The sequence below is a fragment of the Nocardia sp. NPDC057455 genome, from assembly GCF_042802775.1.
GTDB lineage: Bacteria > Actinomycetota > Actinomycetes > Mycobacteriales > Mycobacteriaceae > Nocardia.
Genome location: NZ_JBHVDM010000005.1, coordinates 1 through 25,667, shown reverse-complemented (window position 1 = coordinate 25,667; position 25,667 = coordinate 1). Strand labels below are relative to the sequence as shown.

At 67.9% G+C, this 25,667-nt stretch carries 26 protein-coding genes and 1 pseudogene; 18 read left to right on the top strand and 9 right to left on the bottom strand.

Translation table 11 applies throughout. The features are described from left to right. Positions 1 to 106: 106 nt before the first annotated feature. A complete protein-coding gene (locus tag ACFU5M_RS03370; protein WP_379042955.1) occupies positions 107 to 883 on the bottom strand; it encodes an MHYT domain-containing protein in 777 nt (258 codons plus the stop codon). Between the two features lie 420 nt (positions 884 to 1,303). Between ACFU5M_RS03370 and ACFU5M_RS03365 the strand changes: the two genes are divergently transcribed. From ACFU5M_RS03365 to ACFU5M_RS03350, 4 genes are all read left to right on the top strand, one after another. Next, positions 1,304 to 2,020, top strand: a complete 717-nt coding sequence (locus ACFU5M_RS03365; protein ID WP_379042952.1) for an MBL fold metallo-hydrolase — start codon at positions 1,304 to 1,306, stop codon at positions 2,018 to 2,020. 461 nt (positions 2,021 to 2,481) lie between these two features. Beyond that, complete coding sequence (locus ACFU5M_RS03360) at positions 2,482 to 3,012, top strand: hypothetical protein (RefSeq protein WP_379042949.1); 531 nt, start codon at positions 2,482 to 2,484, stop codon at positions 3,010 to 3,012. A 34-nt stretch (positions 3,013 to 3,046) separates the two neighbouring features. Then, entirely contained in the window at positions 3,047 to 4,702 is a 1,656-nt protein-coding gene (locus ACFU5M_RS03355; protein WP_379042946.1) for an enoyl-CoA hydratase-related protein, read from the top strand. Positions 4,703 to 4,736: 34 nt separating this feature from the next. Further along, positions 4,737 to 5,858, top strand: a complete 1,122-nt coding sequence (locus ACFU5M_RS03350) for a CapA family protein (RefSeq protein ID WP_379042943.1) — start codon at positions 4,737 to 4,739, stop codon at positions 5,856 to 5,858. On the opposite strand, the pseudogene ACFU5M_RS03345 reads toward ACFU5M_RS03350, so the two are convergent. Next, positions 5,839 to 6,399 (bottom strand): annotated as a pseudogene (locus ACFU5M_RS03345) (dienelactone hydrolase family protein); the annotation flags it as partial. The gene ACFU5M_RS03350 and the pseudogene ACFU5M_RS03345 overlap by 20 nt on opposite strands. A gap of 277 nt (positions 6,400 to 6,676) precedes the next feature. Further along, positions 6,677 to 7,435 (bottom strand): hypothetical protein, encoded by a 759-nt coding sequence (locus ACFU5M_RS03340; protein ID WP_379042940.1) that lies wholly within the window; start codon positions 7,433 to 7,435, stop codon positions 6,677 to 6,679. 552 nt (positions 7,436 to 7,987) lie between these two features. Between ACFU5M_RS03340 and ACFU5M_RS03335 the strand changes: the two genes are divergently transcribed. From ACFU5M_RS03335 to ACFU5M_RS03315, 5 genes are all read left to right on the top strand, one after another. Next, entirely contained in the window at positions 7,988 to 8,158 is a 171-nt protein-coding gene (locus tag ACFU5M_RS03335; protein ID WP_379042937.1) for a hypothetical protein, read from the top strand. A gap of 226 nt (positions 8,159 to 8,384) precedes the next feature. Then, complete coding sequence (locus tag ACFU5M_RS03330) at positions 8,385 to 9,143, top strand: SDR family oxidoreductase (protein ID WP_379042934.1); 759 nt, start codon at positions 8,385 to 8,387, stop codon at positions 9,141 to 9,143. An 87-nt stretch (positions 9,144 to 9,230) separates the two neighbouring features. After that, the gene (locus tag ACFU5M_RS03325; RefSeq protein ID WP_379042931.1) at positions 9,231 to 9,785 is read left to right on the top strand and encodes a class I SAM-dependent methyltransferase; all 555 of its coding nucleotides are present in this window, start codon (positions 9,231 to 9,233) and stop codon (positions 9,783 to 9,785) included. Between the two features lie 9 nt (positions 9,786 to 9,794). Next, positions 9,795 to 10,220 (top strand): MerR family transcriptional regulator, encoded by a 426-nt coding sequence (locus ACFU5M_RS03320; RefSeq protein WP_379042928.1) that lies wholly within the window; start codon positions 9,795 to 9,797, stop codon positions 10,218 to 10,220. Between the two features lie 173 nt (positions 10,221 to 10,393). Then, complete coding sequence (locus ACFU5M_RS03315) at positions 10,394 to 10,594, top strand: hypothetical protein (protein WP_379042925.1); 201 nt, start codon at positions 10,394 to 10,396, stop codon at positions 10,592 to 10,594. Positions 10,595 to 10,630: 36 nt separating this feature from the next. On the opposite strand, the gene ACFU5M_RS03310 is transcribed toward ACFU5M_RS03315, so the two are convergent. Continuing rightward, positions 10,631 to 10,909, bottom strand: a complete 279-nt coding sequence (locus ACFU5M_RS03310) for a hypothetical protein (RefSeq protein WP_379043170.1) — start codon at positions 10,907 to 10,909, stop codon at positions 10,631 to 10,633. Between the two features lie 321 nt (positions 10,910 to 11,230). Next, on the bottom strand, positions 11,231 to 11,995 hold the full coding sequence (locus tag ACFU5M_RS03305) for a trans-aconitate 2-methyltransferase (RefSeq protein ID WP_379042922.1): 765 nt from the start codon (positions 11,993 to 11,995) through the stop codon (positions 11,231 to 11,233). A gap of 111 nt (positions 11,996 to 12,106) precedes the next feature. Between ACFU5M_RS03305 and ACFU5M_RS03300 the strand changes: the two genes are divergently transcribed. Together ACFU5M_RS03300 and ACFU5M_RS03295 are read left to right on the top strand one after the other, a co-directional pair. Further along, positions 12,107 to 12,298, top strand: a complete 192-nt coding sequence (locus tag ACFU5M_RS03300) for a hypothetical protein (protein WP_379042919.1) — start codon at positions 12,107 to 12,109, stop codon at positions 12,296 to 12,298. Positions 12,299 to 12,370: 72 nt separating this feature from the next. Next, complete coding sequence (locus ACFU5M_RS03295) at positions 12,371 to 12,817, top strand: nuclear transport factor 2 family protein (protein WP_379042916.1); 447 nt, start codon at positions 12,371 to 12,373, stop codon at positions 12,815 to 12,817. Positions 12,818 to 12,844: 27 nt separating this feature from the next. On the opposite strand, the gene ACFU5M_RS03290 is transcribed toward ACFU5M_RS03295, so the two are convergent. Continuing rightward, the gene (locus tag ACFU5M_RS03290; protein WP_379042913.1) at positions 12,845 to 14,152 is read right to left on the bottom strand and encodes a glycosyltransferase 87 family protein; all 1,308 of its coding nucleotides are present in this window, start codon (positions 14,150 to 14,152) and stop codon (positions 12,845 to 12,847) included. Between the two features lie 167 nt (positions 14,153 to 14,319). Between ACFU5M_RS03290 and ACFU5M_RS03285 the strand changes: the two genes are divergently transcribed. After that, the gene (locus ACFU5M_RS03285; RefSeq protein ID WP_379042910.1) at positions 14,320 to 14,982 is read left to right on the top strand and encodes a UdgX family uracil-DNA binding protein; all 663 of its coding nucleotides are present in this window, start codon (positions 14,320 to 14,322) and stop codon (positions 14,980 to 14,982) included. Further along, positions 14,979 to 15,371, top strand: a complete 393-nt coding sequence (locus tag ACFU5M_RS03280) for an ankyrin repeat domain-containing protein (RefSeq protein WP_379042907.1) — start codon at positions 14,979 to 14,981, stop codon at positions 15,369 to 15,371. Before ACFU5M_RS03285 ends, ACFU5M_RS03280 begins: the two co-directional genes overlap by 4 nt. 5 nt (positions 15,372 to 15,376) lie before the next feature. Here the strand turns inward: ACFU5M_RS03280 and ACFU5M_RS03275 are convergent, their stop codons facing one another. Next, positions 15,377 to 16,750, bottom strand: a complete 1,374-nt coding sequence (locus tag ACFU5M_RS03275) for an FAD-dependent oxidoreductase (RefSeq protein ID WP_379042904.1) — start codon at positions 16,748 to 16,750, stop codon at positions 15,377 to 15,379. Between the two features lie 152 nt (positions 16,751 to 16,902). Between ACFU5M_RS03275 and ACFU5M_RS03270 the strand changes: the two genes are divergently transcribed. Together ACFU5M_RS03270 and ACFU5M_RS03265 are read left to right on the top strand one after the other, a co-directional pair. After that, on the top strand, positions 16,903 to 18,465 hold the full coding sequence (locus tag ACFU5M_RS03270) for an amino acid permease (RefSeq protein WP_379042901.1): 1,563 nt from the start codon (positions 16,903 to 16,905) through the stop codon (positions 18,463 to 18,465). A gap of 77 nt (positions 18,466 to 18,542) precedes the next feature. Then, positions 18,543 to 19,250 carry a hypothetical protein gene (locus ACFU5M_RS03265; protein WP_379042898.1) on the top strand — a complete coding sequence of 236 codons (708 nt, stop codon included), beginning with the start codon at positions 18,543 to 18,545 and terminating at the stop codon, positions 19,248 to 19,250. A gap of 16 nt (positions 19,251 to 19,266) precedes the next feature. Here ACFU5M_RS03265 and ACFU5M_RS03260 read toward each other — a convergent pair whose 3' ends face one another. Next, positions 19,267 to 19,758: a carboxymuconolactone decarboxylase family protein gene (locus tag ACFU5M_RS03260; RefSeq protein WP_379042895.1), complete on the bottom strand. Its 492-nt coding sequence runs from the start codon at positions 19,756 to 19,758 to the stop codon at positions 19,267 to 19,269. After that, the gene (locus ACFU5M_RS03255) at positions 19,755 to 20,837 is read right to left on the bottom strand and encodes a dihydrodipicolinate reductase (protein WP_379042892.1); all 1,083 of its coding nucleotides are present in this window, start codon (positions 20,835 to 20,837) and stop codon (positions 19,755 to 19,757) included. The genes ACFU5M_RS03260 and ACFU5M_RS03255 overlap by 4 nt, the downstream gene beginning before the upstream one ends. A gap of 392 nt (positions 20,838 to 21,229) precedes the next feature. Between ACFU5M_RS03255 and ACFU5M_RS03250 the strand changes: the two genes are divergently transcribed. The 3 genes from ACFU5M_RS03250 (at position 21,230) to ACFU5M_RS03240 (ending at position 25,642) form a co-directional block, all read left to right on the top strand. Beyond that, a complete protein-coding gene (locus ACFU5M_RS03250) occupies positions 21,230 to 23,290 on the top strand; it encodes a hypothetical protein (RefSeq protein ID WP_379042890.1) in 2,061 nt (686 codons plus the stop codon). Positions 23,291 to 23,598: 308 nt separating this feature from the next. Then, complete coding sequence (erm, locus tag ACFU5M_RS03245) at positions 23,599 to 24,411, top strand: 23S ribosomal RNA methyltransferase Erm (RefSeq protein WP_379042887.1); 813 nt, start codon at positions 23,599 to 23,601, stop codon at positions 24,409 to 24,411. A gap of 67 nt (positions 24,412 to 24,478) precedes the next feature. Further along, on the top strand, positions 24,479 to 25,642 hold the full coding sequence (locus ACFU5M_RS03240) for an alpha-hydroxy-acid oxidizing protein (RefSeq protein WP_379042884.1): 1,164 nt from the start codon (positions 24,479 to 24,481) through the stop codon (positions 25,640 to 25,642). Positions 25,643 to 25,667: the final 25 nt, after the last annotated feature.

Sequence of the window (25,667 nt, the reverse complement as noted above, 5' to 3'; positions counted from 1 at the left end):
AGCGAAAACTCGGCCGCACCCGTACCGCCACGGGTTCGCTCGTGGCGGTGGCTACCGCGTCACCCGAACACCGTCCGGACCGTCGGCGGGACACCGCACGGTCCGCTCAGTCGCGAGTCGGCCAGTAACTGGCGGCGTGCCTGCCCTGCGGGACGTAGGTGTTCTCGTCGTCGACCTCGGTGACGCCCAAGTGGAGCAGTAGCAGGACGGTCACCAGGCTGATGCTCACGATCAGCGGGGTGAGCAACTGCGTCGCGCCGACGCCGGCGGGTGGATGCATGTGCTGGGTTTCGTGCACATGCATCGCGAACATGCCCGTGTAGTGCATGCCGGACACCGCGACACCCATCACCAGCGCCGCGCCGATGGTGGCGATCGTGCCGCGCACGTGCAGGGTGAACCACAAGGCGGCGGTCGCCGCGACTACCGCGATCACCATGGACACCGCGACGATGCGTCCGTCGTAGCCGATCGTCGCGTCGGATTTCATCGCGTACATGCCCGCGTAGTGCATCGCGCCGACGCCCAGACCGGTGACCGCACCGCCCGAGAACAGCGCCAGCGGCCCCAATGTTCGCTGGTGAGCGATGCGCAGTCCGATCCAGACCACGCCGATCGCGATCAACGCGCTGATCAGGGTGATCGGGACGTCGTAGCGGATCGACGCCCCGTCGATGGCGAAACCGAGCATCGCGATGAAGTGCATGACCCAGATTCCGGTGCCGCCGATCGCGACCGCCGCGGCCAGCAACCAGCCGTCGCGGGCGGAACCGTTGCGCGACCTGGCCATGCATCGCAGCCCCAGCAATGAACCGGTGAACGACATGACATAGGCGAAGATGGGCGTGAGCCACCCGTGGCTGAAGTGGTCGATTTCCAGCACGCGACACTCCCTCGCTGGATAGATTCGAAGCCTCGATCAGACTAGCTCGAACCTCACATAGTGAAACTGCAGGTAGATGATTTAGAGTACTACTATCCTCTTTAAAAACATAGGATGAGTCCCGGATAGCGGGAAATGCGCTGAAGTGCCTAACGGATCGTTCGCGCTCCCACCCTCCCCCTGTATCCGGCCGCCGAAGCGGGAATCAGCTAGCAGATGGCTTCCACAGCGCCATAGCGGGGCGCGCGTCGCACGATCGAGGGCTTCACTGGCACGGCCGCCGGTCCGGCTACGCGCGACGACCGGACCTGTGCCGAGATCACGGCTGCCGACCGGTTGCTCTCGGAGAACCGAGAATTTGCTGCATGGGAGCAGGCGATCCACGACAATGGGAAGAACGGCTTCGAGTAGGGACTTCTCATGGAAACCCACACCGACGAGATAGCTGAGAAGATCTACCGCATCTCCACCTTCATTCCGGAGGTGGGGCCCACCGGCTTCACGGTCAACCAATTCCTGCTCGACGCCGAGGAGCCGTTGCTGTTCCACTGCGGCATGCGCGCGCTGTTCCCGGTCGTGTCAGCGGCGATCACGCGGATCATGCCGGTGGAGCGGTTGCGCTGGATCACCTTCGGCCATGTGGAAGCCGACGAGTGCGGCGCGATGAACCTCTTCCTCGCTGCCGCGCCACAGGCTCAGGTCGCCCACGGCCTGGTCGGATGCCTCGTCTCGCTCGACGATCTGGCCGACCGGCTACCCCGCCGGTTGACCGACGGCGAGGTGATGGATCTCGGTGGCCGTCGCGTGCGGCATCTGGACACCCCGCACGCACCGCACAACTGGGAAGCGCGGGTGCTCTACGAGGAGACCACCGGTGTGCTGTTGTGCGGCGACCTGATGACCCAGCTGGGCAAAGGACCAGCGCTGACCTCATCGGACCTGGTGGAGCAGGCCGGAGTCGCGGAGGATGTCTTTCATCCCACGTCGCTGGGGCCCGCCGTGCCCGCCGCCCTGAATCGGCTGGCCGAGTTGGCGCCGACCACGTTGGCGATCATGCACGGTTCGAGTTTCGCCGGCGACGGGGCCACCGCTCTGCGCGAGCTCGCGAACGTCTATCAGGACCGCCTGGACTCCTGAGCGCCGCCGAATCGCTGTCGCGACGCAGGCCGGACTTCTCGCCGCATCCGAGTTCTCGGCCGGCCCGTCCCGGCTCGATCCCCCGGTCGTTCGTCGAAGTGCCGCGGAGGACAGACGAACCCGTTTCCGAATGCACGTGCAAGAGTCGATTCCCGAACAGCGACTGACTCTTTCAGCAAACGAGCGTTGGGGCACAATCGCAGTTAACTCTCGCTACGGTGCACCGCCGCGATGCGGCGAGAGCGGCGACTCGCTCCGGTACACACCTTTCACCCCCCGGAACCCGCTGGGCCCGCTGTCCGGCAGCAGCGCGAACGGGACGAACGAGACGCTGGTTCCGCAGCGCGACAAGCCGACCCGAGTGTCGGCCGAGATCCGTTCTTCGATGCACTTCACGACATCTGGCGAACTTTCAGCGTTTCTTCGTATGTCTCACCGGGGTAACGGCGTATTGTCGCGCTATGCCGACTGCGACGTCGATCGACACCGGAGCCGAACACCTCGCCTGCTGGGTCACCGTCGTCGGGCAACGTCTACATCAGTTGCCCACCGCAAACCCGCATGTCCTACTCGCGCACGCGATGAGCGGGTTCCTCGCGATCGGGCGAGCGAGCATGGCCCTGCTGACCACTTCCGCGAATCCCACCGACATTCGAGACCACGATCTCGTCTTCGAGATCACCGCCGACGCGGAACGATGGCTCACCGACGCGGCGACCGAACCGGTCGTCGCGAAGATCACCGATCGTGGCGAGCACATTCAGCGCTACCTCAGTCCCGTCGCGCTGGATACCGTCGCGAAAGCCCGCCTGCGGCGCTGCGCACAGGCAACGGCGATCCACACCCGCGATCTGCTGGCCGGGATCGACGCCGACCCGGATGCCTCGGACGATATCCGTGACCTGGCCCGGGATCTCGCCGCGCGAGCGAACATCATCGCCACCGTCTACGCCGAGGACCCGCAACAGCTGCTTTCGATGTCCAGCAGGTGATCCGCCCGGCTACGCGGTCGGCGAAAGACCCGGTATGACACAAACAGTGCTGATTCTCGCCAGTGCGAACAATGGGCTGACGCAACGAGCCGCGCTCGCGATTCGCCGGTCCGGACGCCTCGCCCGGACCGAAATCGTGCACTGCGCAACGGATATCCGCGCGGCGGTGGAATCGAACTGCTTCGATATCGTCGTCTGCCCCTATCTGACGACGAGAATACCCACTGACGTCCATTCGAAGTGGACGTGCGTCATCGTTCATCCCGGACCGGTGGGCGATCGCGGCCCCCATTCCCTGGATTGGGCGATCAGTGAACGCGAACCCTTCTGGGGCGTCACGGCGCTGACCGCCGTCGAGGAAATGGACGCCGGGCCCATCTGGTCCACGCGAATATTCCCATTGCCGGCCGAACGCAAGTCCGCCGTCTACAACACCGTGGTCGCGGACGCCGCGATCGAGTGCCTGCTCGAAGCGCTCGACAAGGCCGCCGACCCGGCCTGCTCCCCCATTCCGCAGTCCGAGGCGCCGCGACCCATCGCGCATGCGCGGACCCGGCCGCCGATGCGTCGTCACGACCGCGCGATCTGCTGGAGCGACGACGCGGTCATGATCCTGAGCCGCATCCACGCAGGCGACGGCGCACCCGGGGCACCCGCGACCATCGGCGACGCACCGATGCTCGTCTACGACGCATTCCTGGGACAGGGCGATCCCCAGGCGCCGCCGGGCACCGTGATCGGCCGCCGTGACCACGCCATCGAAGTCGCCTGCGGCGACGCGGGCATCTGGATCGGCCGCCTCCGGCCCCGCTCCGGTGGCCGGCCGTCGTGTAAAGGACCAGCCGTTCAGGTACTTGCCGCGTCCGGCTTTCCGGTCCAGGCGATACCGTTCGAGCAGTCCGGTGCAGCTCGGGAGATCCGATACCGGCGCGAGGGCGATATCGGATTCCTCGACATCGACTTCTACAACGGCGCGATGGACACCGCCCGCTGCGACCGGCTGCTCGCGGCGTTCACCGACGCGGCGGCGCAGGACACGAAGGTGCTCGTGCTCGCGAACACCGGCCCGTACTTCAGCAACGGCATCGACCTGAACTCGGTGGAATGGTCCGCCGATCCCGAGGGCGAGACCTGGCGGAACCTGCTGGCCATCAACAACCTCTGCCGGGCGATGCTGACTTGTCCGACCCAGGTCACGGTGGCCGCGGTGTCCGGAAATGCCGGAGCGGGCGGTGTCATGCTGGCCTCGAGCGCCGATCTGGTCGTCGCTACCGAAAGAGCGGTGTTCAACCCCCACTACCGGACGATCGGATTGTCGGGTTCGGAATTCCACACCTACACCTTGCCGCGACGGGTCGGCAGCGCATCCGCTCATCGGCTGCTGAACGAGTGTCAGGCCCTGGACGCGGCCTGCGCCGTCGAGCTCGGCATGATCGATGCGGTGGCACCCAGCGGACGATTCGGCGAATGGGTGGCGGAGCTCGCCGGGGAATGCGCCCACCCGGCCAGGTGGGCGGCGATCATGGCCGCGAAGCGGACTCGCTCGATCGACTTGAATTCCGTCGAGGCCGCCGAGCTGCGGCGGATGGCGCAGGACATCTTCCTCGACCGGAACGAATTCCGCCGCAAGCGGCAGGAGTTCGTCTACAAGGGGACACGGCGCCCTTCGGCAGCCGGAACCGGACCGTAGAACCCGACCAGCGCGCGTTCACATCGCCACCGCGATGATCGATAATGGTCGTATGCCGACGGTGTTGCTGGGCGGCGACGTCATGCTGGGTCGAGGGGTGGACCAGATCTTGCCCCATCCCGGCAACCCGACGCTGCGCGAACGGTACGTCGACGACGCACGAACCTACGTCGAGTTGGCCGAACGCGCGTACGGCGAGTTCACCCATCCGATCGGCTACGGGCAATTGTGGGGTGATGTCCTGCCGTTCCTCGACCAGATCGCCCCCGAGGTGCGGTTGCTGAATCTGGAGACCTCGATCACCGCCGACGGCGCGTTCGCGCCCGCCAAGGGCATCCACTACCGGATGCATCCGGACAACGTCCCCGCGTTGACCGCGATCGCACCGGTGGTCTGCGCGCTGGCCAACAATCACGTCCTCGATTTCGGAATTCCCGGAATGGCCGAGACCCTCGTGACGCTCGACGCAGCGAATATCGACCGTGCCGGCGCCGGGGCGGACCTAACGGCCGCCCGTGCCCCCGCCACGGTGGAACTCACCGATGGCCGCCGCGTGGTGATCGTCTCGGTCGCCGCCGGTTCGAGCGGAGTCCCGGAATCCTGGTCGGCCCGCAGTGACCGGCCGGGGCTGTGGCGAGTGGGCTACTCCCCCGGCGCCGCGGCGGCCGAGGATGTCGCGGCCGAGGTGGCGGCGCACAAGCGTGACAACGATATCGGCATCGTGTCCGTGCACTGGGGACCGAACTGGGGTTACGAAGTCACGCGAACCGAAATACAGTTCGCGCATCGATTGATCGACGCTGGAGTCGACTTGGTGCACGGACATTCCGCCCATCATCCGCGTCCGATCGAGATCTACCGCGGCAAACCGATCCTGTACGGATGCGGCGACGTCATCGACGACTACGAAGGCATTCGCGGCCACGAGCGCTACCACGCCGACCTGCATCCGCTGTATCTGGCATCACTGGATCCCGGCTCGCCGGAGGTCCGGCTGATTCCACTGCGGGTACGGCACATGCGCCTGGAATGGGCTCCGCGCAGCGAGACCCGCTGGCTGTGCGAGAAGATCGAGGACATCAGCCGCAGCTTCGGCACTCGCGTGGCACCCCGATCCGGTGATCTTCCGGTGGTGTTCAGCGCAGCACGACGGTGAGATGGCGCTGGAACCACTGCACCGCCAGGTCGGCGACTTGTGCGAGCGCCCCGGGTTCCTCGAACAGATGTGTAGCGCCCGGGACGATGTCCAATTCGCTCGGACATGGCATTCGCATCTGGGCCTCCCGGTTGACCCCCAGCACCCACTTGTCGTCACCGCCCACGATGAGCAGCGTGGGGGCGCGGACCGAACCCAGGCGCGGACCCGCGAGGTCCGGTCGCCCGCCCCGGGAGACGACCGCCGCGATCTCGGCGCCCGGTTCGGTCGCCGCCCACAGCGCGGCGCCCGCGCCGGTGCTCGCCCCGAAATATCCGGTCGGCAGGCCGCCGACGTCCGGCCGCGTCCGTAACCAGCGGGTCACCTCGACCAGGCGATGAGCGAGCAGCGGGATGTCGAAGACGTGTGCGCGGTCGCCCTCTTCCTCGGCAGTCAGCAAGTCGACCAGCATCGTCGCGAAACCCGCCCGGTTCAGGACCTCGGCAACGAACCGGTTTCGCGGACTGCGCCTGCCGCTGCCGCTGCCATGCGCGAAGGCGATCAGGGCGGTGCTGTCCGGTGGCACGGCCAGTACCCCGGCCGGCCGGGTGTACTCCGACGGCACGATGACTTCTTCTGTCCACGTCGGGGACCGGTGTGCGGACGGCATCGAACACCTCCTGGTATCCGGGGTACCCCAGTGGCCGGTCGTGCGCAAGAGGCGATCGCGGACCGCTTGCACGACGGGCGCGACGGTGGCAACGGAATGTGCGACCGAGGTGGTTGGTCCATTCGGGCGAGTCTCTCCCGCCCCACATGCCGCGCCCGACAGCCGACGGTCAGTCCGCGTCTTCGGGTTCGGCCGGCCGCTTCGACGAAACGACCTGCACGTGCCACGGCAGACTGAACAGGCCGCCGGATCGGTTGCGGATCCACTGGGCGACGGCGGCGACGGCCGAGCCGAGCGATGTCGCGCCGGCGAGCAGCGCCCACGGCGTGAGACCCGCGGACGAGTACGCGACCTGACCGATACCCGGCACGACCAGTCTGCCGTTGCCGAACGCCCAGCTCATGAGAGATCCGATCTGTCCCCCGAGATCCGTACGGCGTCCGACCATCGCCTTCATGTCACCGCCCTTGCTGTTGATGTAGAGCACGGTGAACAGCACGAACAGTGCGGCGACCAGCGAGGACAGCGTCGCCAGCCGACTGAGGGCGGCGATGCGCAGGCGCAGGTTGATCACGATCACCAAGATCGTGATCACGATGGCGGCGCAGGCGAGCAAGGCCCAGAACCCGGTGATCTGCGCGGGACGCGGACCCGAGCGCGACCAGACGTTCATGAACCGGGTGGTGATCTGCATCCGGCCGAACGCGTTGGTGCTGACGCTGCCGTCCGCACCGCGCGCGGTCATCCATGGCTGGAACAACAATATGAGCGTCACAAGGCTTCCGACCGCGGCCCACACATAGCCCCAGTACCCGCGCAGCGCGACCGAAATTGCCTTCGCCGGCACGGCACCCTTCTCCACCCAGTTCTGCTTGGCGGGGCGGCCGTCTCGAGTTTCATTCGACTGCCAGGGCGTTGGCTGCACCATTGCCTCAGTTTAGGGTCGCGCAACCGCCCAATTCGGGCACGGCTCACCGCCGGTGGGAAGTGCCGCACTGCCGAGGCCGTCGACACAGCGACCGGAGTCCGGCTTCTGGTGTCGACGGCATCGAACTGGGCCGAGTCGAGGCCGAAACAGTAGGACAGGGGTGCACGGCGCGCATCGGCCGGGTAACGATCTCCGTTATCGTGCGTCGCCCCTTCATCGACAAGCCGGTCATGCGGTGCCGCCGCGGCGGCGGCACCGGCCTCGGACGGTCACCCACCGCCACCACCTGGCAACGCCGGTCTCCATTGAGCAAAGATTGGCGAATACGCACCGGAGTACCCAATTAGGGCGTGAGGTGGGGGCGCAGGAATCTTTCGGTATGTTTTGCACCCGCGTTCGGGTCCGCTACCCCGAAATAGGCACCAGAAGTGATCTTCCTGTTACGCAACGCCGGGGACCTTGACATTTCTTTGCCTGGCGTTCACCGCCCTTAAGGTGAAGCATGAAATCCGTGAGTCAGAGATAAGTTTCACTCAAGTCAAAGGATGCGTAATGTCCACCAGAATCACGAAAGTTCTCGCCGCTACCGCAATGGCGGTCTCCGTGGGTGTCCTGGCGGCTCCGGCTGCTTCCGCCGAAACGACGCCGTCGGATCTGGCGACGCCGGTTTGGGGCTCCGTCGTGCTCTGCATTCCGCTCGGCAGCGCCGTTTGGTGCATCTGATAGCACCTGGTGTGCGGCCGCGCCGAACCGAGGCGGGTCGCACTCCGGCGGGGTCCGAGGCATTCCGCCGGGTCTCGCGCGAACTGACGGAGGGAGGTGCAGCACAGTAGTCGCCGCCGCACGTGGATCGACCGTCGCGGCGGCGCTGTGACGCATGCCCCCTTGTGTCACACTCCGCCTCGCCGCTTCGTCCACTCGATGAACCACTGAGACGAAGGAGTAGGCGATGCGGATAGCGGTCATCGGTGCAAGCGGGCGGCTCGGCCGGGACGTGATCGACGTCTTGGCGAACCAGGGTCATGAGGTGGTGCGGATCAGCCGGTCGACCGGCGTAGACGTCTACACCGCAGACGGTTTGGCGGGGGCGTTGGCCGGAGTGGATGTCGTGGTCGACGCGGTGAACGCCACGACCACCGAGACCCATGCGGTGACCGACTTCTTCCGCACCATCGCGCGGAACGTGCAACGTGCGGCGGCCGCCGCCGGAGTGCGCCGGATCGCGGTGGTCTCCATCATCGGCATCGACCCTTTCACCGCGGGGCACTACGCCGGGAAGCTGGCCCAGGAGAACGCCTACCGCGAAGGTCCGGTGCCCGTGCGGATCCTGCGCGCGGCCCAGTTCCACGAATTCACCGAGATGATGCTCGACTGGACCACCCGCGGCGACACCGCTTATGTCCCGAAGTACCGGGCTCAGCTCGTCGCCGCGCGAACTGTCGCCGAGCATTTGGCACAGCTCGCCGTCGCGGAGACTGCGCCCGAGCAGGTCGAGATCGCCGGGCCGGACGAGTTGGGCCTTGCCGCGGCGGTAGCCGAGGTGGCCGCTCGAAGGGGCGAGCCGGCCCGGGTGGAAGAGATCGTCGACACCGGCGACCCGGATCACGAATTGCAGGCCGGTGGCGCGCTCTTGCCCGGGCCGGGTGCGATCCTCGCCGGGCCGACTTTCGAGCAATGGCTCGAGCGGAAGTACGCGGCACAGCCGTGACCCGCGCGCACAGAACGAAGGTTCGCTCTTCTTGACTTCAGGTCGACCTCAACTCGCAAGCTGAACGCACTACGAGGAGAGGGAAACGTGACAACCTTCGGAGAAAAGCAGAGCCGAGACTACGACCAGCGGGCTACGCGCCTGCTCGGGGGCCTGTACCGCAGGATCGCCGCCGACATCGACGCGGCGGCGCACCCGGGCGCGGGGGTGCTCGACGTCGGGACCGGGCCGGGGAAAATGCTGGCGCTGCTGTATTCACGGCGGCCGGACCTGCGTCTGCACGGCGTGGACCTGTCGTCCCACATGATCGACCTCGCCGATGCGGCGCTGTCCGGCAGCCCGGCGGAACTCTCGGTCGGCGACGTCGCGGCGCTGCCCTACCCCGACGACAGCTTCGACCTGGTCGTCTCGAGCCTGAGCATGCACGAGTGGCCGGAAATCGATCGCGCGATCGCCGAGCTGGCACGCGTATCGCGCCCCGGCGGCACCGTGGCGATCTACGACTTCCGGTTCACGCGCTCGGCAGCCGCGCAGCGCGCGTTGCGCCATTCGTTCGAGGCTGTGACGGTACGGCGAGAGCCGGTACGTCCGCGGTGGCATCCGATCGGGATGTACCTGCGGCTCACCGCCCGCGCCGCCTAGAGTGCGGGTATGGCGGGCGGCGACATGTCGATCGGTGAGCTCGCGGCGCGCTTCGCCCTGGCCACCCATGTGCTGCGGCACTGGGAGGAAGTCGGATTGCTCGCGCCGCGGCGGGACACGGCGGGCCGGCGTCGATATCACGATGACGACGCGGAGACCGTGGCGATGATCCTGCTCGGCAAGCAAGTGGGTCTGTCGCTGGAGGAACTCGCCGCATTGTTCGCCGAGGCCTCCGACCGGGCCGCTCGCCGCGATCTGCTTCGGGCGCACCGCGATCGGCTCGTCCGCCGCATCGCTCAGGCCACCGCGGCGCTGGAGTCCATTTCGCACGCTCTCGATTGCGCCGCCGAGGACTTCCGCGACTGCCCGCACTTCCAGGCCAAGGTCGCCGACGCCCTCGCGCTGGTAACAAACCGGTCAAGGCCGCGAGGGTAAATCGTTATGGCGCACGGAATTCCGCCTGACGACGGAGTTTGCGCCCGGACAGTCGGTGCGATGCGCTTCGGCGGCAACCGGGGGGGTTCTGCGCCTGTTTTCTCGGATTAGGATCGATTCCTGCGAACAGTGACACAGCAGCCAGTGACACGTCGACTCGATAGAGGTGCCCCGTGAGCAGGACAATTCGAATTCCCGCGGCGGAACTCGCCGATCATATCGGCGAGTCCGTCGTCGGATACGGCACCCTCACCCAAGCGGGAGCGGTTCAGCCGGGCGGCCATTCCGTGGTCGCGGTCTTCGGCGTGGAGACCAACCGGCGCGAGAAATCCTTCACGCCAGGACAATTGGTCGAACTGGAGGTTGCCGACTGACCGCTAGGCCGGCCGGGAACGTACCGGTCGACCGCCTCAGCCGATCAGCGCGTTCATGATCGTCCCCGCGCTGGTGGCGATGACGCCGCCGAGCATGCCGCCTGCGACCATTTTCGCCGACGCGAGCGGACCGCCGTTCCACTTCTCCCAGGCGAATCTTCCGCCGGCGTAGGCGATTCCGGTGACGCCCGAGAGAATCACGAACCACGTGAAATACCGGAACAGCTGGAGGATTTTTTCCGAGCTCGGGGGAGCTTCGGGGACCGGGTTCTCCACCTGAGCCAACAGAAATGCTTCGACTGCCGTATGGATCATCATTGATCTGTCTCCATCGCGTTTCCGCAGGACGAGTTATACGCAATCGATATGACTTTCGAAGTATCGCGATCCGCCTGGCTCACGTCAACCCTCTCGCGGGGGCGAGGACATCCGCGGCGGCATCGTTTCTCACCAGAAGCCGTGTCAGGTCCCCATCGGCGGGTAGTGCGTCACCGTGAGCGACGACGGTGACGGCACGGCAGCCGGTGATCTCGATCCGGTGGCCGCGCGGGCGGTGATCGAACAAGCCGATCGGATCGCACGCCGGGCGCGGACATCTGATTGTCCGGTCCTCGTCCGTATCCGCCGACGCGTGGGCTACCGCTTCTGGGCAACGACGAATACTCGCCGGAATGGCAGCCACGTCGTGCCGTCGGCGCGCCGCGGGTAGGCGTTGCGCAATAGCGGAGCGAGTTGCGCGGTGAACTCTCGCCACCGCGCGTCGTCGAGCGCGCCGCGCACGGGTCGCAGCGCCGTGCCGGTGAGCCATTCGAGCACCGGATCGTCACCGGTCAGGCGCTGTAGATAGGTCGTCTCCCAGGCGTCGACATCCGCGCCCGCGGAGGCGAGCAGGTCGGCGTATCCGGCGGGATCGAGCACCGCCCGCGGTTCGAGGATGCCCGCCCGGCCGAGACTGTCACGCCACTCGTCGCGAGCGGCCACCACACGGATCGCCCGGTGGGAGGCGGCGTCGAAGTTGCCGGGCACCTGAACGGCCAGGAACGCGCCGGTGCGGAGCCTGCGCATCCACTGCGCCATCAGGCGAGGATGCTCGGGTACCCAGTGCAGGACGGCGTTGCACACGACGACATCGGTCGCGGGGCCCGGCTCCCACTCTTGCACCGCCCCGAGCGTCGCATCGACGCCGCGCTCACGCGCCGCCGCGACCATCTCCGGCGACGAGTCGAGTGCTCGCACGGTTGCCTCGGGCCAGCGCCGCGCCAGGGCGGCCGTGAGATGCCCGGGACCGCAGCCCAGATCCACCACCACCTGGGGACCGGCCGCCGTAACCCGGGTCATCAGGTCGAAGAAGGGCCGGGACCGGTGGTCGTCGAACGCGAGGTACTGCTGGGGATCCCACATCGGCCGCTCCCGAGACGTTTACCAAACCGTACGTACGTACTTTACGCCGATCCGTCATAGTTGGGCCGTCATCACGGTTTCGTAACGGCACGCTCTGGGTATCACATAGCTATGACGGATCACCGACCAACCCGGATCGCCGGTGTGGAACCGGGAACCGGCGCGCTCGCTTCAGCCACGTGCCTTGCCTTTTCGATCGGCATCGCGACGATCACCCAATCCGCGTTCACCACCCTGGTGGCGTGCGTGAGCATTGTGGCGGGGCTCACGCTGGTACTGAACATCCTGCCGCACCGGCCATAACCGCACGGCCCTTGCCTCGCACGCCGAATCCTGGTGGCATCTACCGGGTATCGACGTCAATCGGAGGCAGGCATGCTGTCGTTGCAGGAGATTTCGGATCGACTCGAGATCGAAGACCTGATGGTGCGGTATTCGCACGCGGTCGACACTCGGCAGTGGGACCTGCTGGACAGGGTGTTCACCCCCGACGCACAAATCGACTACTCGGCCATGGGCGGCTCGGTGGGCGATCTGGCGACGACGAAGGAATTCCTCGCGTCCGTGCTCCCGAACTTCCCGGCCTTTCAACATCTGATCAGCAACTCGTCCATCGAAGTCGACGGTGACACTGCCACAGGACGGACGATGTGCCACAACCCGATGCTGGTGTCCGGCGGCGACGGGCCGCCGACGATGATGCTGTGCGGACTCTGGTACCTGGACACGTTCGTCCGCGTAGACGGACAGTGGCGGATCGACAAGCGCGTCGAGGAGAAGAGCTTCCTCTTCGTGGCGCCGTCCGCGCCAGGCATGGGCTGACGCCGCGGGAGCGCCGTTCGCCGCCCTTCAGCGGGCAGTCAGCGCCGAGGGCGGGGCGTCGGAGGTGTGCAGCTGTTCGCCGGGAGCGGGGTTCGCGCCCCCTGCGACGCTGCGCCTGCCGGCGATCAGGAACAGCACGACGAGCACCACGCTGAACCAGACATACGTGTTGCCGATGAAGTGCTGCCAGGGGGTCCACGCGGTCTCCCGGTGCTCGCCGTCGGGCAGCCAATTGTGCGGGCCGATGACGAAAATGGCGGCGGTCACCACGAACGTCACCCACCAACCGATCGCCCGCTTCGCGGGCAGGCGAGTCGCGTGCCCGACGACGGCGAACAACGCGGGCGCGATCCACACCCAGTGGTGCGACCAGGAGATCGGCGAGACCAGCAGCGTGAAGACGGCGTTGAGGGCCAGCGCGAGCGCGGGCAGACCGGCGGCCCGGCGCATCGCGGTGACGACCAGCGCGAGCAGTAAGACGGCGAGGACCAGCCAGATCGCGGTGAAGGCGGGCTCGGGCACTTCGAATCGAGCGAACATCGCTTGAATCGACTGGTTGGTATGGAATGCCGAGCCGCTCAGCCCGGATACGTTGCCGAGACCGCCGAACCAATACTTGACCGATTCCTTCGGCAGGATCGCGAAGCCCAGCGCCGTCGCGGCCGCACCGGTGACCGCGGCGGTCGCGGCCGCACGGTAGTCCCGGCGGACCAGGAAGTAGAGCACGAACGCCGCGGGTGTCAGCTTGATCGCGGCGGCGATGCCGATCAGCATGCCCCGGCGCCAGCGCGGCTTGTGGGTGAGGCAATCGGCGGCGACCAAGGCCATCAGCAACAGGTTGACCTGACCGAAGTCCAGCGTGGAGTGGATCGGCTCCAGCAGCAGTCCCAGCGGAGTAGCACACGCGGTGGCCCAGACCGCGAGCCGGCGCTGCGATTCGTCGGGCCATACCCGCCGTGCCACCAGATAGAGCGTGAGAGCGAGCGCGGCCACCGAGGAGACGAAGAAGCTGGCGGCGGCCACGTCCCAGGGCAGCATCGCGAACGGGCCGAGGGCGAGCGCGGCGAACGGCGGGTAGATGAACGGCAGCCCCGCTCCGATGGTGGTCTGCGGCAATTGCCCGTACATGTCGGCGCCGTGCCGCATGGCGTCCACGCCCAGCCGATACACCTGCAGGTCGATGAACCCGCCGGTGATCTTGTGGAACGGCCCGACCGGTGTCAGGAGACAGAACGCGGAGAACGCGATCGAGAGGACCGGCGCCAGCCGAAGCACACGCCCGAGTCGACGGTTCTGGGACATCGGCGTTCCGGCGGTGGCGGTGACACTACTCATCCGCGGCGACTATACCGACCCCGGTCCGGTCGTTCAGCACGTGGGAGGGCGATTCGCGCCCGGCGCGTGAGTGCCGCGCAAACGGGTAAGCCGACACCGGCATCAGGCGGCAGAGGAGGTCGGCGCATGGCGGTCGCGGCTCCGTCGGCGGCAGGAGGCGAACAGCGATGAAGGCGCCCGGCGCCGCGATGTTCGTCCCGGAGGACGCGGACTTGGCGCGGCTGCGCGAGGCGGCCCGCGACTGCCGTGGCTGCGATCTGTACCGCCACGCCACGCAAACGGTGTTCGGTGCGGGTCCCCCGGACGCGGACGTGGTGTTGATCGGTGAGCAACCCGGCGACCAAGAGGACGTGGCGGGACAGCCGTTCGTCGGCCCGGCCGGACGACTGCTCGACCGGGCGCTGGCGGACGTCGGCATCGATCGCGACGCGGTTTATTCGACCAATGCGGTGAAACACTTCAAGTTCGTCGAGCGCGGCAAACGACGGATCCACAAACAACCCGGCCGCACCGAGGTGGTGGCCTGCTCGGCGTGGCTCGACGCCGAACTCGATCTGCTGCGGCCGCGGTTGGTGGTGTGTCTCGGCGCGATCGCCGCGCAGGCGCTGCTGGGACCCTCGTTCAAGGTCAGCGAACGCCGCGGTGAGGTCATCGAGACAGCGGGCCATCGCGCGATCGCCACGGTGCATCCGTCGTCGGTGCTGCGCGCGCCGGACCGCACCGCGGCCTACGATGCGTTCGTCGCCGATCTGCGCATAGTGCGCGAACAACTGGGAAAGTCCGCGGCAACGCGCCCATCCGGGCGCGACCCAGGACAGGAGAGCGGATGAGCACCGACGAGATCGATCCGGAACTGCTCGAACTGGCCACCAAGGTGTTCGACTTCGCTCGCCACGGTGACGCCGCGAGGCTGGCCGCCTACGTGGACGCGGGCGTGCCGGTCGACCTCACCAACGAGGCGGGCGACACGCTGCTCATGCTCGCCGCCTACCACGGACAAGCCGAGGCCGTGGCGGCGCTGCTGAAGCGGTCGGCCGATCCGAACCGCGCGAACGACAAGGGCCAGACGCCGCTGGCGGGGGCGGTTTTCAAGGGCGAGACCGAGATCGTCCGGCAGCTCACGGCGGCCGGAGCCGACCCCGACGCGGGCACTCCGTCGGCCCGCGACGCCGCGGTCATGTTCGGCAAGAACGACCTGCTCGAACTCTTCGGCGCCTGAGCGCGCTACCCGCGCTTGCGCACCGCGGTGACGGCTTTGCGCGCGGCCACCAGAACCGGGTCCCACACCGGGGAGAACGGCGGCGCGTAGCCGAGGTCGAGCATCGTCATCTGCTCGACGGTCATCCGGGCGGTCAGCGCGACCGCCGCGATGTCGACGCGTTTGCCCGCGCCCTCGCGACCCACGATCTGGGCGCCGAGCAGGCGGCCGGTGAGACGCTCGGCGAGCATCTTCACTGTCATCGGCGCCGCGTCCGGGTAATAGCCCGCCCGGTTGGTGGCTTCGACCGTGACGGTCACGTATTGCAGACCGGCCGCCTGGGCGTCCTTCTCGCGCAGGCCCGTACGAGCCACCTCGAGTTCACAGACCTTGCTGACCGCGGTGCCCACGACGCCGGGGAAGATCGCGTATCCCCCGCCGATATTCGCGCCGATGATCTGACCGTGTTTGTTGGCGTGGGTGCCCAGGGGAATGTGGCGTTCCCGGCCCGAGACAAGATCGAGCACCTCGACGCAATCGCCGCCGGCCCAGATGTTCTCGTGCCCACGCACCCGCATGGCGAGATCGGTCCGCAGCCCGCCGTGCTGCCCGAGCGGAAGTCCGGCGGCGCGGGCCAGTTCGGTTTCCGGGCGTACGCCGATGCCCAGCACCACGACGTCCGCCGGATACTCCCCGGTGCCGGTGACGACCGCGGCGACCCGGCCGTCGGCATCGGTGCGCAACTCGGCCACCTCCGCGTCGCCGACGACCTCGATGCCCATCCCGCACATCGCGTCACGCACCAGGGCGCCCATGTCGGGGTCGAGCGTGGACATCGGTTCGGGACCGCGGTTGACCATGGTGACGTCGTAGCCGCGCCGGATGAGCGCCTCCGCCATCTCCACGCCGATGTAGCCCGCGCCCACCACGACGGCGCGGTTGGCGCGGGCCCGCTCCAGCGTCTCGAGCAGCGCCTGCCCGTCAGCGAGGGTCTGCACGCCGTGCACACCCTGCGCGTCGATACCGGGCAGCGGTGGCCGCACCGGGCGAGCGCCGGTAGCGATCACCAGGTGGTCGTAGGGCATCCACGCCGAGGCGCCGGTTTCCCGGTCGCGGTGGCGCACCCGTCCCCCGTCGAGGTCGATCTCGGTCACCTCGGTGTACAACCGCAGGTCGATCTCGCGGGAGCGATGTTCCTCGGGCGTGCGAGCGATCAGAGCGTCCCGCTCGGCGACGTGTCCGCCGACCCAGTACGGAATGCCGCAGGCCGAGTACGAGGTGAACCCGCCGCGTTCGAAGACGACGATCTCCAGCGCGCTCGCGTCCTTCATCCGGCGTGCCTGCGACGCCGCCGACATGCCCGTAGCGTCACCGCCGATGACCACCAGTCGCTCGCTCATGGTCCTCACGCTACGTTCGGCATGGCCCGGGCGGGCGCCAGGGCCGCCGTTTCGCGAATTCGCTGGTTGGCCTGCGGTCGACCGGTCGGTACTTCACACTGATCTTCTGGCAAACGCGGTATGAGGGCAGCGTTTTCACCCGGGAGCACGATATGACCGACACCCGATCCCCTTCCGACGACGAACGTCGGCTCGCCGAACTGGGCTACAAACAAGAACTCGCCAGATCCTGGTCGGGCTTCTCCAATTTCGCCATCAGCTTCACGATCGTATCCATCCTGACCGGCGGGTTGGCCAGTTACGGCATCGGTTTGGCGAACGGCGGGCCGATCACCATGGCCTGGGGATGGCCGCTGGTCTCGATCATGGTGCTGTTCGTGGGGCTCGCCATGGCGGAGCTGGCTTCCGCCTACCCCACCTCGGGCGGGCTGTACTGGTGGGCGGCCGAACTGGGCGGACCGGTGTGGGGCTGGTTCACCGGCTGGTTCAATCTGATCGGGCAGATCGCGGTCACCGCGGCGATCGATTACGGCGCGGCCATCTTCACCACCGTCGTGCTGAACGTCGTCGGGATCGAGATCGGCACCGACCGCACCGCGATCTTCCTGGTGTTCGCCGCCATTCTCGTCGTGCACGCCGTCTTGAACGTGCTCGGCCCGCACCTGTCGGCGGTGATCAACAATGTGTCCGCGTGGTGGCATGTCGGTGGCGTGGCGATTTTCGTGGTCGTCCTCGGATTCGGAGCGCAACACCACCAAAGTGCCGGATGGGTCTTCACCGAGACCGTCGACAACAGCGCGATCGGATTCGGCGGGGTCGCGTTCAGCTTCCTGCTCGGCCTGCTGCACGCGCAGTACACATTCACCGGCTACGACGCTTCCGCGCATATGTCGGAGGAAACGCACGACGCGTCCCGGATGGCCGCCAAAGGCATCATCAACACTATCGTCGTCTCGGCGATCGCCGGATATCTGCTCATCATGGCGGTGACGTTCGCCATTCCGAATCTGGACGACGCGCTGGACCCGTCGAAGAACAGCGGTTACCCCGTCATCTACATCCTGGAGAACTCGCTGAGCGGGTTCTGGTCGGGGCTGCTGCTGATCATCGCGGCGGTCGCGCAATTGTTCTGCGGATATGCCTCGGTGACCTCCGCCTCCCGGATGCTGTTCGCGTTCGCCCGCGACGGCGCGGTGCCCGGGTCGAAGTTCTGGTCGAGGCTTTCCCCGCGGAGGGTGCCGGTGCACGCGGTGCTGTTCATCTCGTTCTTCGCGTTCGTGCTGCTGATCCCGTCGCTGCTGGTACCTCCGGCGAACGCACCGACCGCCTACGCCGCGGCCACCTCGATCGCGACCATCGGGCTCTATATCGCCTACGGCATTCCGATCCTGTTGCGGCAGCGACACGGTGCTCGATTCCGCACCGGCCCGTGGCGCCTCGGTGCGTGGTACCGCCCGATCGGGTCGGTCGCGCTGATCTGGATCGCGCTGATCAGCGTGCTGTTCCTGCTGCCCACCGACGCCCGAGGATACCCGTGGCACAGCGAATTCACGTGGAGCACCGTGAATTACGCGCCGATCACCCTGGTGGGCGTGGTGGGCGCGATCGGCGTCTGGTGGCTGGCGTCGGCGCGGACCTGGTTCACCGGGCCGAAGCGGACGGTGGACGAGCCTCCGGCCGGTCAGCCGGAGGAGGAGGCACCGGCCAACGCCTGAGATGGAACCCGGCACGGCGCGGCTTCCCGGATCTGGCATGTCGAGTTTGTCGGTCTCGGTCGCTAGGGTGGGTCGGCATGGAAAGGACCGACCTGGTGCGTTTCTCGCCCGCCGGGAGAATAGTGTTCCCGGGAAATCCGTGGCCGGAAGGGCACGCGATCGAAGAGTTCGCGTGGACCGGCCGCATGGACCAGGCCGGCAGCCTGTGGTTCGATCTGCATCTGCGCTCCGCGGCATACAACGCCGAACGTGACGCCGATGACGACGAGGATGCCGGCGAGAGCTGGATGTCGCCGATCACCTGGCAGAACTATCACAGCTGCACGCTGTCGTCCACGTACTGGGGCGAAGACGACGCCACCGGGCTGCGCGCCGCGGCGCCCGGCCGCCCTTTCCTGCTGAAATCCGAGCAGCCGCAACGTCTCACGGTCGATCCGCTGCCCCTCGCCCACGCCGACGACGTCGAGTACCTTGCGTTCAACATCTATCTGCTCGGGCACGATTCGGTCGCCGACCAGGAAGTGTTCTTCACCCGGCGCCCCGACGGCAGGCACGACATCGACTGGCAGGGCCGCATCGCGCTGACCTACGCGGGTCACGTCGAATTCCGGTACCGATTCCGAGCCCGGATATCCGGCGCCACGCTCGAATACATCCGTTTTCCGGTGGAGATCTCGGCGGATAGAGCGCTCCGCCAACTCGGCGCCGTGCTCGATGCTCCCGAGGAGTTCGAACTGGGCCTGGTCGACGGGCAGCCCGCGTGGGTGTCGAGAATGCCGGCTTAGCTGCTCGGGCGCGGATTCACCGACCGGCGGAATGACCGGGCAGCACGCACACCGAATCCAGGCCGAGCACATGGTTCAGGCGGCCGAAAGCGAGCCATGAGCCGATGCTCATACTCAGTTCCACCACTTCCGCCTGGCTGTAGTGGGCGAACATCCGTTTCCAGAACGCTTCGTCGAGATTGTGGTGGTCGATGGCGTAGCGTTCGGCGTATTCGGCGGCGAGCCTGGTGCGCTCGTCGAACGCGTCGGTGGTACGCCACTGGGTGACCGCGTCGGCGAATTCCGGCTCGACCTTGGCTCCGTCGCGTTCGGTGCGCCAGTCCATGCAGAACAGGCACCCGTTGATCTGAGCGATGCGCAGCCGGGCCGCCTCGAATTCGCGCAGGCCGAGCGTGCTGTGCGAGTACACCGACAGCGAAAAATTCGAGGCGGCGACGCCGATGCCGGGAACCATCTCGCCCCAGACGTAGCCGATCGGATCCTTCCCCTCGGGGACATCGATGATCATGGGCGTTTCCTTCCGAGTTTTCCTGCCACGGGACGCAGCGGGATGTCCAGTGCGTCGTAGAGTCCGGGTTGCGCGGCCACCAGCCAGTCGATGGCGCCGACCAAGCGGCCGACGGCCGTGGCGTTCCCGCCGGCGGAGCGGTTGCCGTCTTCGGCGGTGGCCTCGACGGTCACCTCGATGCGCGGGTGACCCTCGATGATCACCCGGTGCGCGCCCGCACCGCCGTCGGCCGGTGCGGGCCAATCTGGCGCACAGGACGGATGGATGCGGGTGACGTGCTCGATGATCAGACGCGGCTGCCCCTCGACGATGCCCTGAACTTCGAATCGCACGGCGCCTTGCGTGCCCGCCGCGAACTCTCCCATGGACGTCGTGGTGACGGTGGCGTCCAGGGCACACCGGTCCAGCGTCTCGCGGATCTCGTCGAGTTCGGCACCGAGCGCCCGCGCCATGAGCCGGACCTGCCCGCCCCACACCATGGTCGGTACCGACGGCGCGAGCATCGGCGGCTGATAATCCATCGGCTGCCCCATGCCGACCAGGTAGCGCACCGAATCCGGCTGGTCGTAGGTGGAGTAGTCGAAGATCTCCTGACAGCGGATCGTCTCGACGGTGCTGCCGAGCCCGCTGATCAGCAGGGGCAGCACATCGTTGCCCCACCCGGGGTCGATGCCGGACACGAACAGCGATCCGCCGCCTTCGGCGATCGCGGCCAGCACCGGGTCGCGGACCTCCGGCGGTGCGTTGCGCGGGTCGTAGAGGGCGTAGAGGGCCGGGGTGACGACCACCGCGCCCGCGCGGAGTGCGCGCAGGACATCGGCGAGCGCGTCGTCGGGACGGATATCGCCGGACGCCGCGTAGACCACCGCGTCCGGATGCGCGCCGAGAACGCCGCCGACGTCGTCGGTGGCCGGGACGCCGAGGTCATGGTCGAGTCCGCCGAGTTCGCCCGCGTCGCGGCCGATCTTCGCCGGATCGTGCACGAGCACTCCGGTCACGCGCAGCGCCGGGTGGGCGTCCACGGCCCGGATGGCCGCCCGGCCGACATTACCGGTGCCCCAGACCACCGTGGAGATCATCGATCGAGCGTAGCAAGCGCTTGGTCGACTGTTCGGTGTTCTGCGGGAAGCGCTTCCCGATCCCCGTCGATCAGACGATGTCCGTCGCGACACGGCGATACGACGCTCCCACGGCGCACCCCGGCCCGCCGGTTCCGGGGCGACGGTCGCGGCGGGCCGAGGCAGGCACTGTGGGCCCCCGCACACGGGCGATCACGGGCTGGCCATGGGGCCGGACGCACCGCTGCGCACCATTGGGAAATCAGGTGAACCCCCCGGTAGCGTTGGGGCGCGGGGCATCACCTACGGCCAAGGGATTGCGAAGCAGTCGCGGTTCGCGGCGAGTACGGTATACCCCGCCGACCGGCGCGGGGGCGGCGGTCGGGATCGGGTGGAAAGGCAGGCGCACGACAGTGAACGAGCGGTATTCGTCGTGGGCTGCCCGGAATACGCCCGAAGAGCTGCCGCTGGCCGCGCGCTACCAGAGCGCGGACCCGATTCGCTGGCACGGCAGCATGGTCTACCCGATGTACACCGAGCAAGTCGGTCCCGCGCCCACCACCGTCACCTTGACGATGATCTCGGCGGCGCCACCCGCCGGACTGCGCGGGCTCGGGATGGGCCTCTCGGTCGTCGACGGCTACCTGGATCTGCACGGACGGTCACTCGCCGGCGTCGACGCGTGGAGCGACGCGCTGGGCGCGGGCGTCAGCTTCGACGTCACGCCCGCCGCTCCGGTGACCCTGGTGACCCTGACGCCGGTCTGGGTCGACGAGTTCGGCACCCAGAAGTCCTGGGCGGGCAACTACGGCATCGTCGTCGAGCACCAGCCGAACGGTCGCGTCGTCCTGTGGTGCAGCATCGGCGAGGGACCGCCGAACTTCGCGAACCTGGTGGTGGAGGTGTCCACCGCTCCCACACCCGTCGCGCCGGGATCGTCGGCGCCCACCGCGCCCGCGACGGCTCCGATCGGCATGGGCCCGCCTTCCTCGCTCTCCGCTTCTTCGGCGGGTCCGCCCACCGCGCCGACCATGCCGGTTCCGCGCATCGACGCCGCCGCCGTCTCGCCCGCTGCTCCGGTCGAGCGGCTCGCCGCCGATCCGGCCGCAGCCTTCGACGGCCGGAACGGGCAAGCGTCGCAGAGCACGCCGCCCCAGCGGGCGGGTGACCTTTTCCTGAACCTGCAGTCGTCCCGCGCCACGCGATCCACTCCGGAAACTCCGCCCGCCGCCCCCGGCTCCCCGGCCCCGGACAACGCAAACCCGGTGCCGAGCCCGTTCACGAGGCAGTCCGTGACGGACGCCGCGCACAGCGGTCCCGAGCAACGCGCCACCGAGAGCCGATCCGAAACGGATGACGTCGCGCAGGCTGCGCAGATGCAGGCCGAGGCACCCGCGCAAGGTTTCGATTCCCGCCCCCGGGCCGAACGACCCACGGCGGACCCGTACGGCGCCTTCGGACCTCCGGTCGCGCATACGCATCCGCCCGAAGACCCGGCACGCCCGGTCACCGGCCTGCTGATCGGCAATTCGCCACCTGTATCGGATCTTGCGGCCACCCCTCGCCCTGCGGCCGAAGGACCACGCACCGGATCCAGCCCGCTGGTCGCGAACCCCTGGGCCGCACCGGACCCCTTCCGCGCATGGGCCGCCAACGGCAGGCAGACCCCGTCCCACCCGGAGCCTTCGCCTCCGGCTTCCGTGCCCCCGCTCGCAGACCCGCATCCCACCGAAGCCTTTCCTGATGCCGCCCCCACTCGACCGGCGGCGGACGGGCCACGCACCGATTCCAGCGCGCCGGCGGCGGACTCCTTTCGCCCATTCGATCCTGTCGGCACGCACCCGCAGCCCGTGGCCGACATTCCACTTGCCGATCCCGGCTCCGCGAAGCCGGATCTCGCGCCGGACGCGGCGAAATCTTTCGGCGGACCGGTGTCGCAGACGCCGCCCGCAGCGAATGCACCCGCCCGGGACAGCAGCCCCCTGGTGACGAGCGCCTCTCCCCCGGCGAGGACGCCCATTGCCGCGCCCGGCATCCGGGTTACCGACCCCCCTCCGGCTTCGGGCGGGTTGCCGCAGCTCGCGGAACGCTCTGCGCCGGTCGATGCCGCACCGCGGGCGAGCACGCCCACGCAGTCGGGCGATCCCGGATATCGTGGTGCGCTCTACGACCTGGGCGTCGCCATGTACCGCCGTGGCGAGGAAGAGCAGGCGTGCGGATTGTGGGCGCAGGCTTCCGAGGCCGGGCATGCCGGCGCGGCATACGAACTCGGCATGGTGCGACTACGGCGCGGCGATCCCGTCGGAGCCGAAACCTGGTGGCGCACCGCCGCCGACCGCCGCGAGCCGCGCGCCATCGCCGAACTCGCCGATCTGCTCGACCAGCTCGGCAAACACGCGGAGGCCAAGTCTTGGCGGACCTTCGCCGCCGAGGTGCGCGACCCGGACGTGGCGGGTCAGCCGACGAACCACTGAACCCGGCACCGGCACACCCACCGCGACCTCGCGGGAAAAGAAGTGGCACCCGGTCGCGCGGATGTCTTATGTTGCGGGACATGTGTGGCAGTCCTGGCGTGAACGGAGCGTACGCGGTCGGCGCGTATTACATCCGACTGCGTACGGAGGCCCGGGCTCTGCCGGTGCACCGTATCGCCGCGATCTCCTGATCCGTTCGATCGGAATCCGCATCGGCGGCCGCTAGCGGCCGCCGGGTTCTTCGTGCCCCGGCATGGGTCCGGGCGAATCGACTCTCCCGATTCGACCACTCCGTTCGGAGGACACCCATGTCCCATCCTCGTTCCCCTTCGCATGCCCGCGGCCGCGCGGCGGCCCCCGCGAACACGCGAAAACTGCTGTCGCAGAATTTCCTCATCGATGCCGGCGTCGCCCGGCTGATCGTGCGTGCCTCCGGCGTCACCGCCGACGACCTCGTCCTCGAAGCCGGACCCGGTGACGGCATGCTGACCAGGCACCTGCTGAACGCGGGCAGCCAGGTCCGCGCTTACGAGAAGGATCCGCGCTATGCGGCGCTGCTACGCCGCCGATACGCCGACGATCCGCGAATTCGGTTGTACCACAAGGATTTTTGCACGGTGCGTCCGCCGCGGGAGCCGTTCTCGGTGGTGGCCAACGTGCCGTTCGGCCGCACGACCGACATCGTGCGCTGGTGTCTGGCCGCGCGCGGGCTCACCTCCGCCACCCTGCTCACCCAGCTCGAATTCGCCCGCAAGCACTCCGGCGACTACGGCCGATGGACCAAGCTCACCGTCGGCCACTGGCCGACGACGGCGATCGAGCTGGGCGCGCGCGTCGGCAGGCACAGCTTCCATCCGGTTCCGCGGGTGGATGCCGCCATCCTGCGGTTGCGCACGCGGCCCGCTCCGCTGCTGCCGCGCGAGCGGATCGGTGCGTACCGCGCGCTGGTCGAGCTGGCTTTCTCGGGCGTCGGGGGCAGTGTGGCCGCGTCGTTGCGGCGAGAGTTCCCCGCCCGCGCCGTGCGCGGCGCCTGCCGGGCAGCGGGGATCTCGCTCGAACAGCCCGTCGGGTTGGTCTCCCCCGATCGCTGGCTGATCCTGTACAGGGCGCTACGCGCCTGAGCGGAACCGAGCTCGCTACAGGAACGTATCGGATACATTCATGCATCGAGAAGAGGACAGGAGCGGCGTGACCAACTTCGGCGACTACCAGAACGAGATCTACTTTCAAGGGCTCGGAGGTGTGCTGCCCGATTTCCCGATGACGTACGCCGAGTTGGAAGCGAAAGCCGAGGCGGCGCTACCTCCGGGCATCTGGTCGTACGTGGCAGGTGGGGCCGGCGATGAACGCACCCAGCGGGCCAATGTGGCGGCTTTCGAGAAATTCGGCCTGATCCCCCGCATGCTGCGCGCGAGCAAAACGCGAGACCTGTCGATCGAACTGTTCGGCATGACCCTGCCGACGCCGATCTTCCTGGCCCCGGTCGGCGTGATCGGATTGTGCGCCCAGGACGGGCACGGCGACATCGCCACCGCGAAAGCCGCGGCGCGCACCGGCGTCCCGATGGTCGCCTCCACCCTCACCGTGGATCCGCTGGAACAGGTGGCGGCGGAGTTCGGCGGCACCCCTGGAATGTTCCAGCTCTACACCCCCACCAACCGGGACCTCGCGCAAAGCCTGGTCCGGCGGGCCGAGGCCGCGGGCTTCGAGGCCATCGTGGTCACTTTGGACACCTGGGTGCCCGGCTGGCGACCGCGCGATCTGGCGGTGTCCAATTTCCCGCAATTGCGGGGACACTGCCTTGCCAACTACTTCAGCGATCCGGTGTTCCGCGGCTTGCTGTCCAGCCCACCCGAGCACGACCCGAAGACCGCCGTCCTGACCTGGATCTCACTGTTCGGCAACGCGTTGACCTGGGACGACCTGGCGTGGCTTCGGTCGCTGACGAAGCTGCCGCTGGTACTGAAGGGCATCTGTCATCCCGAGGACGCGCGGCGGGCCAAGGACGCGGGCGTCGACGGCATCTACTGCTCGAATCACGGCGGCAGGCAGGCCAACGGTGGCATCCCGGCGATAGAGCATCTGCCGGAGGTGGTGGCGGCGGCCGACGGCCTGCCCGTGCTGTTCGACTCCGGCGTCCGCACCGGCGCCGACATCGTCAAAGCGCTGGCGCTCGGTGCGACGGCCGTCGGGATCGGCCGTCCCTACCCGTACGGGCTGGCCCTCGGCGGCGTCGACGGACTCGTGCACGTGGTGCGTTCGCTGCTCGCCGAGGCGGATCTGCTGATGGCGGTGGACGGGTATTCGACGATCGCCGACCTGGGTCCGGAAGCGATCCGGCGGCTTGCCTGACCCGAGCGTCAGGGCGCCGGGTACC

What these genes read in the sequence shown, in the direction of transcription:
- ACFU5M_RS03280 (WP_379042907.1), top strand. Translation starts at nt 14,979, where the DNA reads ATGAGCACCGACGAGATCGATCCGGAACTGCTCGAACTGGCCACCAAG.
- ACFU5M_RS03260 (WP_379042895.1), bottom strand. Translation starts at nt 19,758, where the DNA reads ATGATCATCGATGTCCCCGAGGGGAAGGATCCGATCGGCTACGTCTGG.
- ACFU5M_RS03330 (WP_379042934.1), top strand. Translation starts at nt 8,385, where the DNA reads ATGCGGATAGCGGTCATCGGTGCAAGCGGGCGGCTCGGCCGGGACGTG.
- ACFU5M_RS03355 (WP_379042946.1), top strand. Translation starts at nt 3,047, where the DNA reads ATGACACAAACAGTGCTGATTCTCGCCAGTGCGAACAATGGGCTGACG.
- ACFU5M_RS03340 (WP_379042940.1), bottom strand. Translation starts at nt 7,435, where the DNA reads ATGGTGCAGCCAACGCCCTGGCAGTCGAATGAAACTCGAGACGGCCGC.
- ACFU5M_RS03295 (WP_379042916.1), top strand. Translation starts at nt 12,371, where the DNA reads ATGCTGTCGTTGCAGGAGATTTCGGATCGACTCGAGATCGAAGACCTG.
- ACFU5M_RS03275 (WP_379042904.1), bottom strand. Translation starts at nt 16,750, where the DNA reads ATGAGCGAGCGACTGGTGGTCATCGGCGGTGACGCTACGGGCATGTCG.
- ACFU5M_RS03335 (WP_379042937.1), top strand. Translation starts at nt 7,988, where the DNA reads ATGTCCACCAGAATCACGAAAGTTCTCGCCGCTACCGCAATGGCGGTC.
- ACFU5M_RS03255 (WP_379042892.1), bottom strand. Translation starts at nt 20,837, where the DNA reads ATGATCTCCACGGTGGTCTGGGGCACCGGTAATGTCGGCCGGGCGGCC.
- ACFU5M_RS03320 (WP_379042928.1), top strand. Translation starts at nt 9,795, where the DNA reads ATGGCGGGCGGCGACATGTCGATCGGTGAGCTCGCGGCGCGCTTCGCC.
- ACFU5M_RS03300 (WP_379042919.1), top strand. Translation starts at nt 12,107, where the DNA reads ATGACGGATCACCGACCAACCCGGATCGCCGGTGTGGAACCGGGAACC.
- ACFU5M_RS03350 (WP_379042943.1), top strand. Translation starts at nt 4,737, where the DNA reads ATGATCGATAATGGTCGTATGCCGACGGTGTTGCTGGGCGGCGACGTC.
- ACFU5M_RS03305 (WP_379042922.1), bottom strand. Translation starts at nt 11,995, where the DNA reads ATGTGGGATCCCCAGCAGTACCTCGCGTTCGACGACCACCGGTCCCGG.
- ACFU5M_RS03365 (WP_379042952.1), top strand. Translation starts at nt 1,304, where the DNA reads ATGGAAACCCACACCGACGAGATAGCTGAGAAGATCTACCGCATCTCC.
- ACFU5M_RS03360 (WP_379042949.1), top strand. Translation starts at nt 2,482, where the DNA reads ATGCCGACTGCGACGTCGATCGACACCGGAGCCGAACACCTCGCCTGC.
- ACFU5M_RS03310 (WP_379043170.1), bottom strand. Translation starts at nt 10,909, where the DNA reads ATGATCCATACGGCAGTCGAAGCATTTCTGTTGGCTCAGGTGGAGAAC.
- ACFU5M_RS03270 (WP_379042901.1), top strand. Translation starts at nt 16,903, where the DNA reads ATGACCGACACCCGATCCCCTTCCGACGACGAACGTCGGCTCGCCGAA.
- ACFU5M_RS03265 (WP_379042898.1), top strand. Translation starts at nt 18,543, where the DNA reads ATGGAAAGGACCGACCTGGTGCGTTTCTCGCCCGCCGGGAGAATAGTG.
- ACFU5M_RS03285 (WP_379042910.1), top strand. Translation starts at nt 14,320, where the DNA reads ATGAAGGCGCCCGGCGCCGCGATGTTCGTCCCGGAGGACGCGGACTTG.
- ACFU5M_RS03290 (WP_379042913.1), bottom strand. Translation starts at nt 14,152, where the DNA reads ATGAGTAGTGTCACCGCCACCGCCGGAACGCCGATGTCCCAGAACCGT.
- erm (WP_379042887.1), top strand. Translation starts at nt 23,599, where the DNA reads ATGTCCCATCCTCGTTCCCCTTCGCATGCCCGCGGCCGCGCGGCGGCC.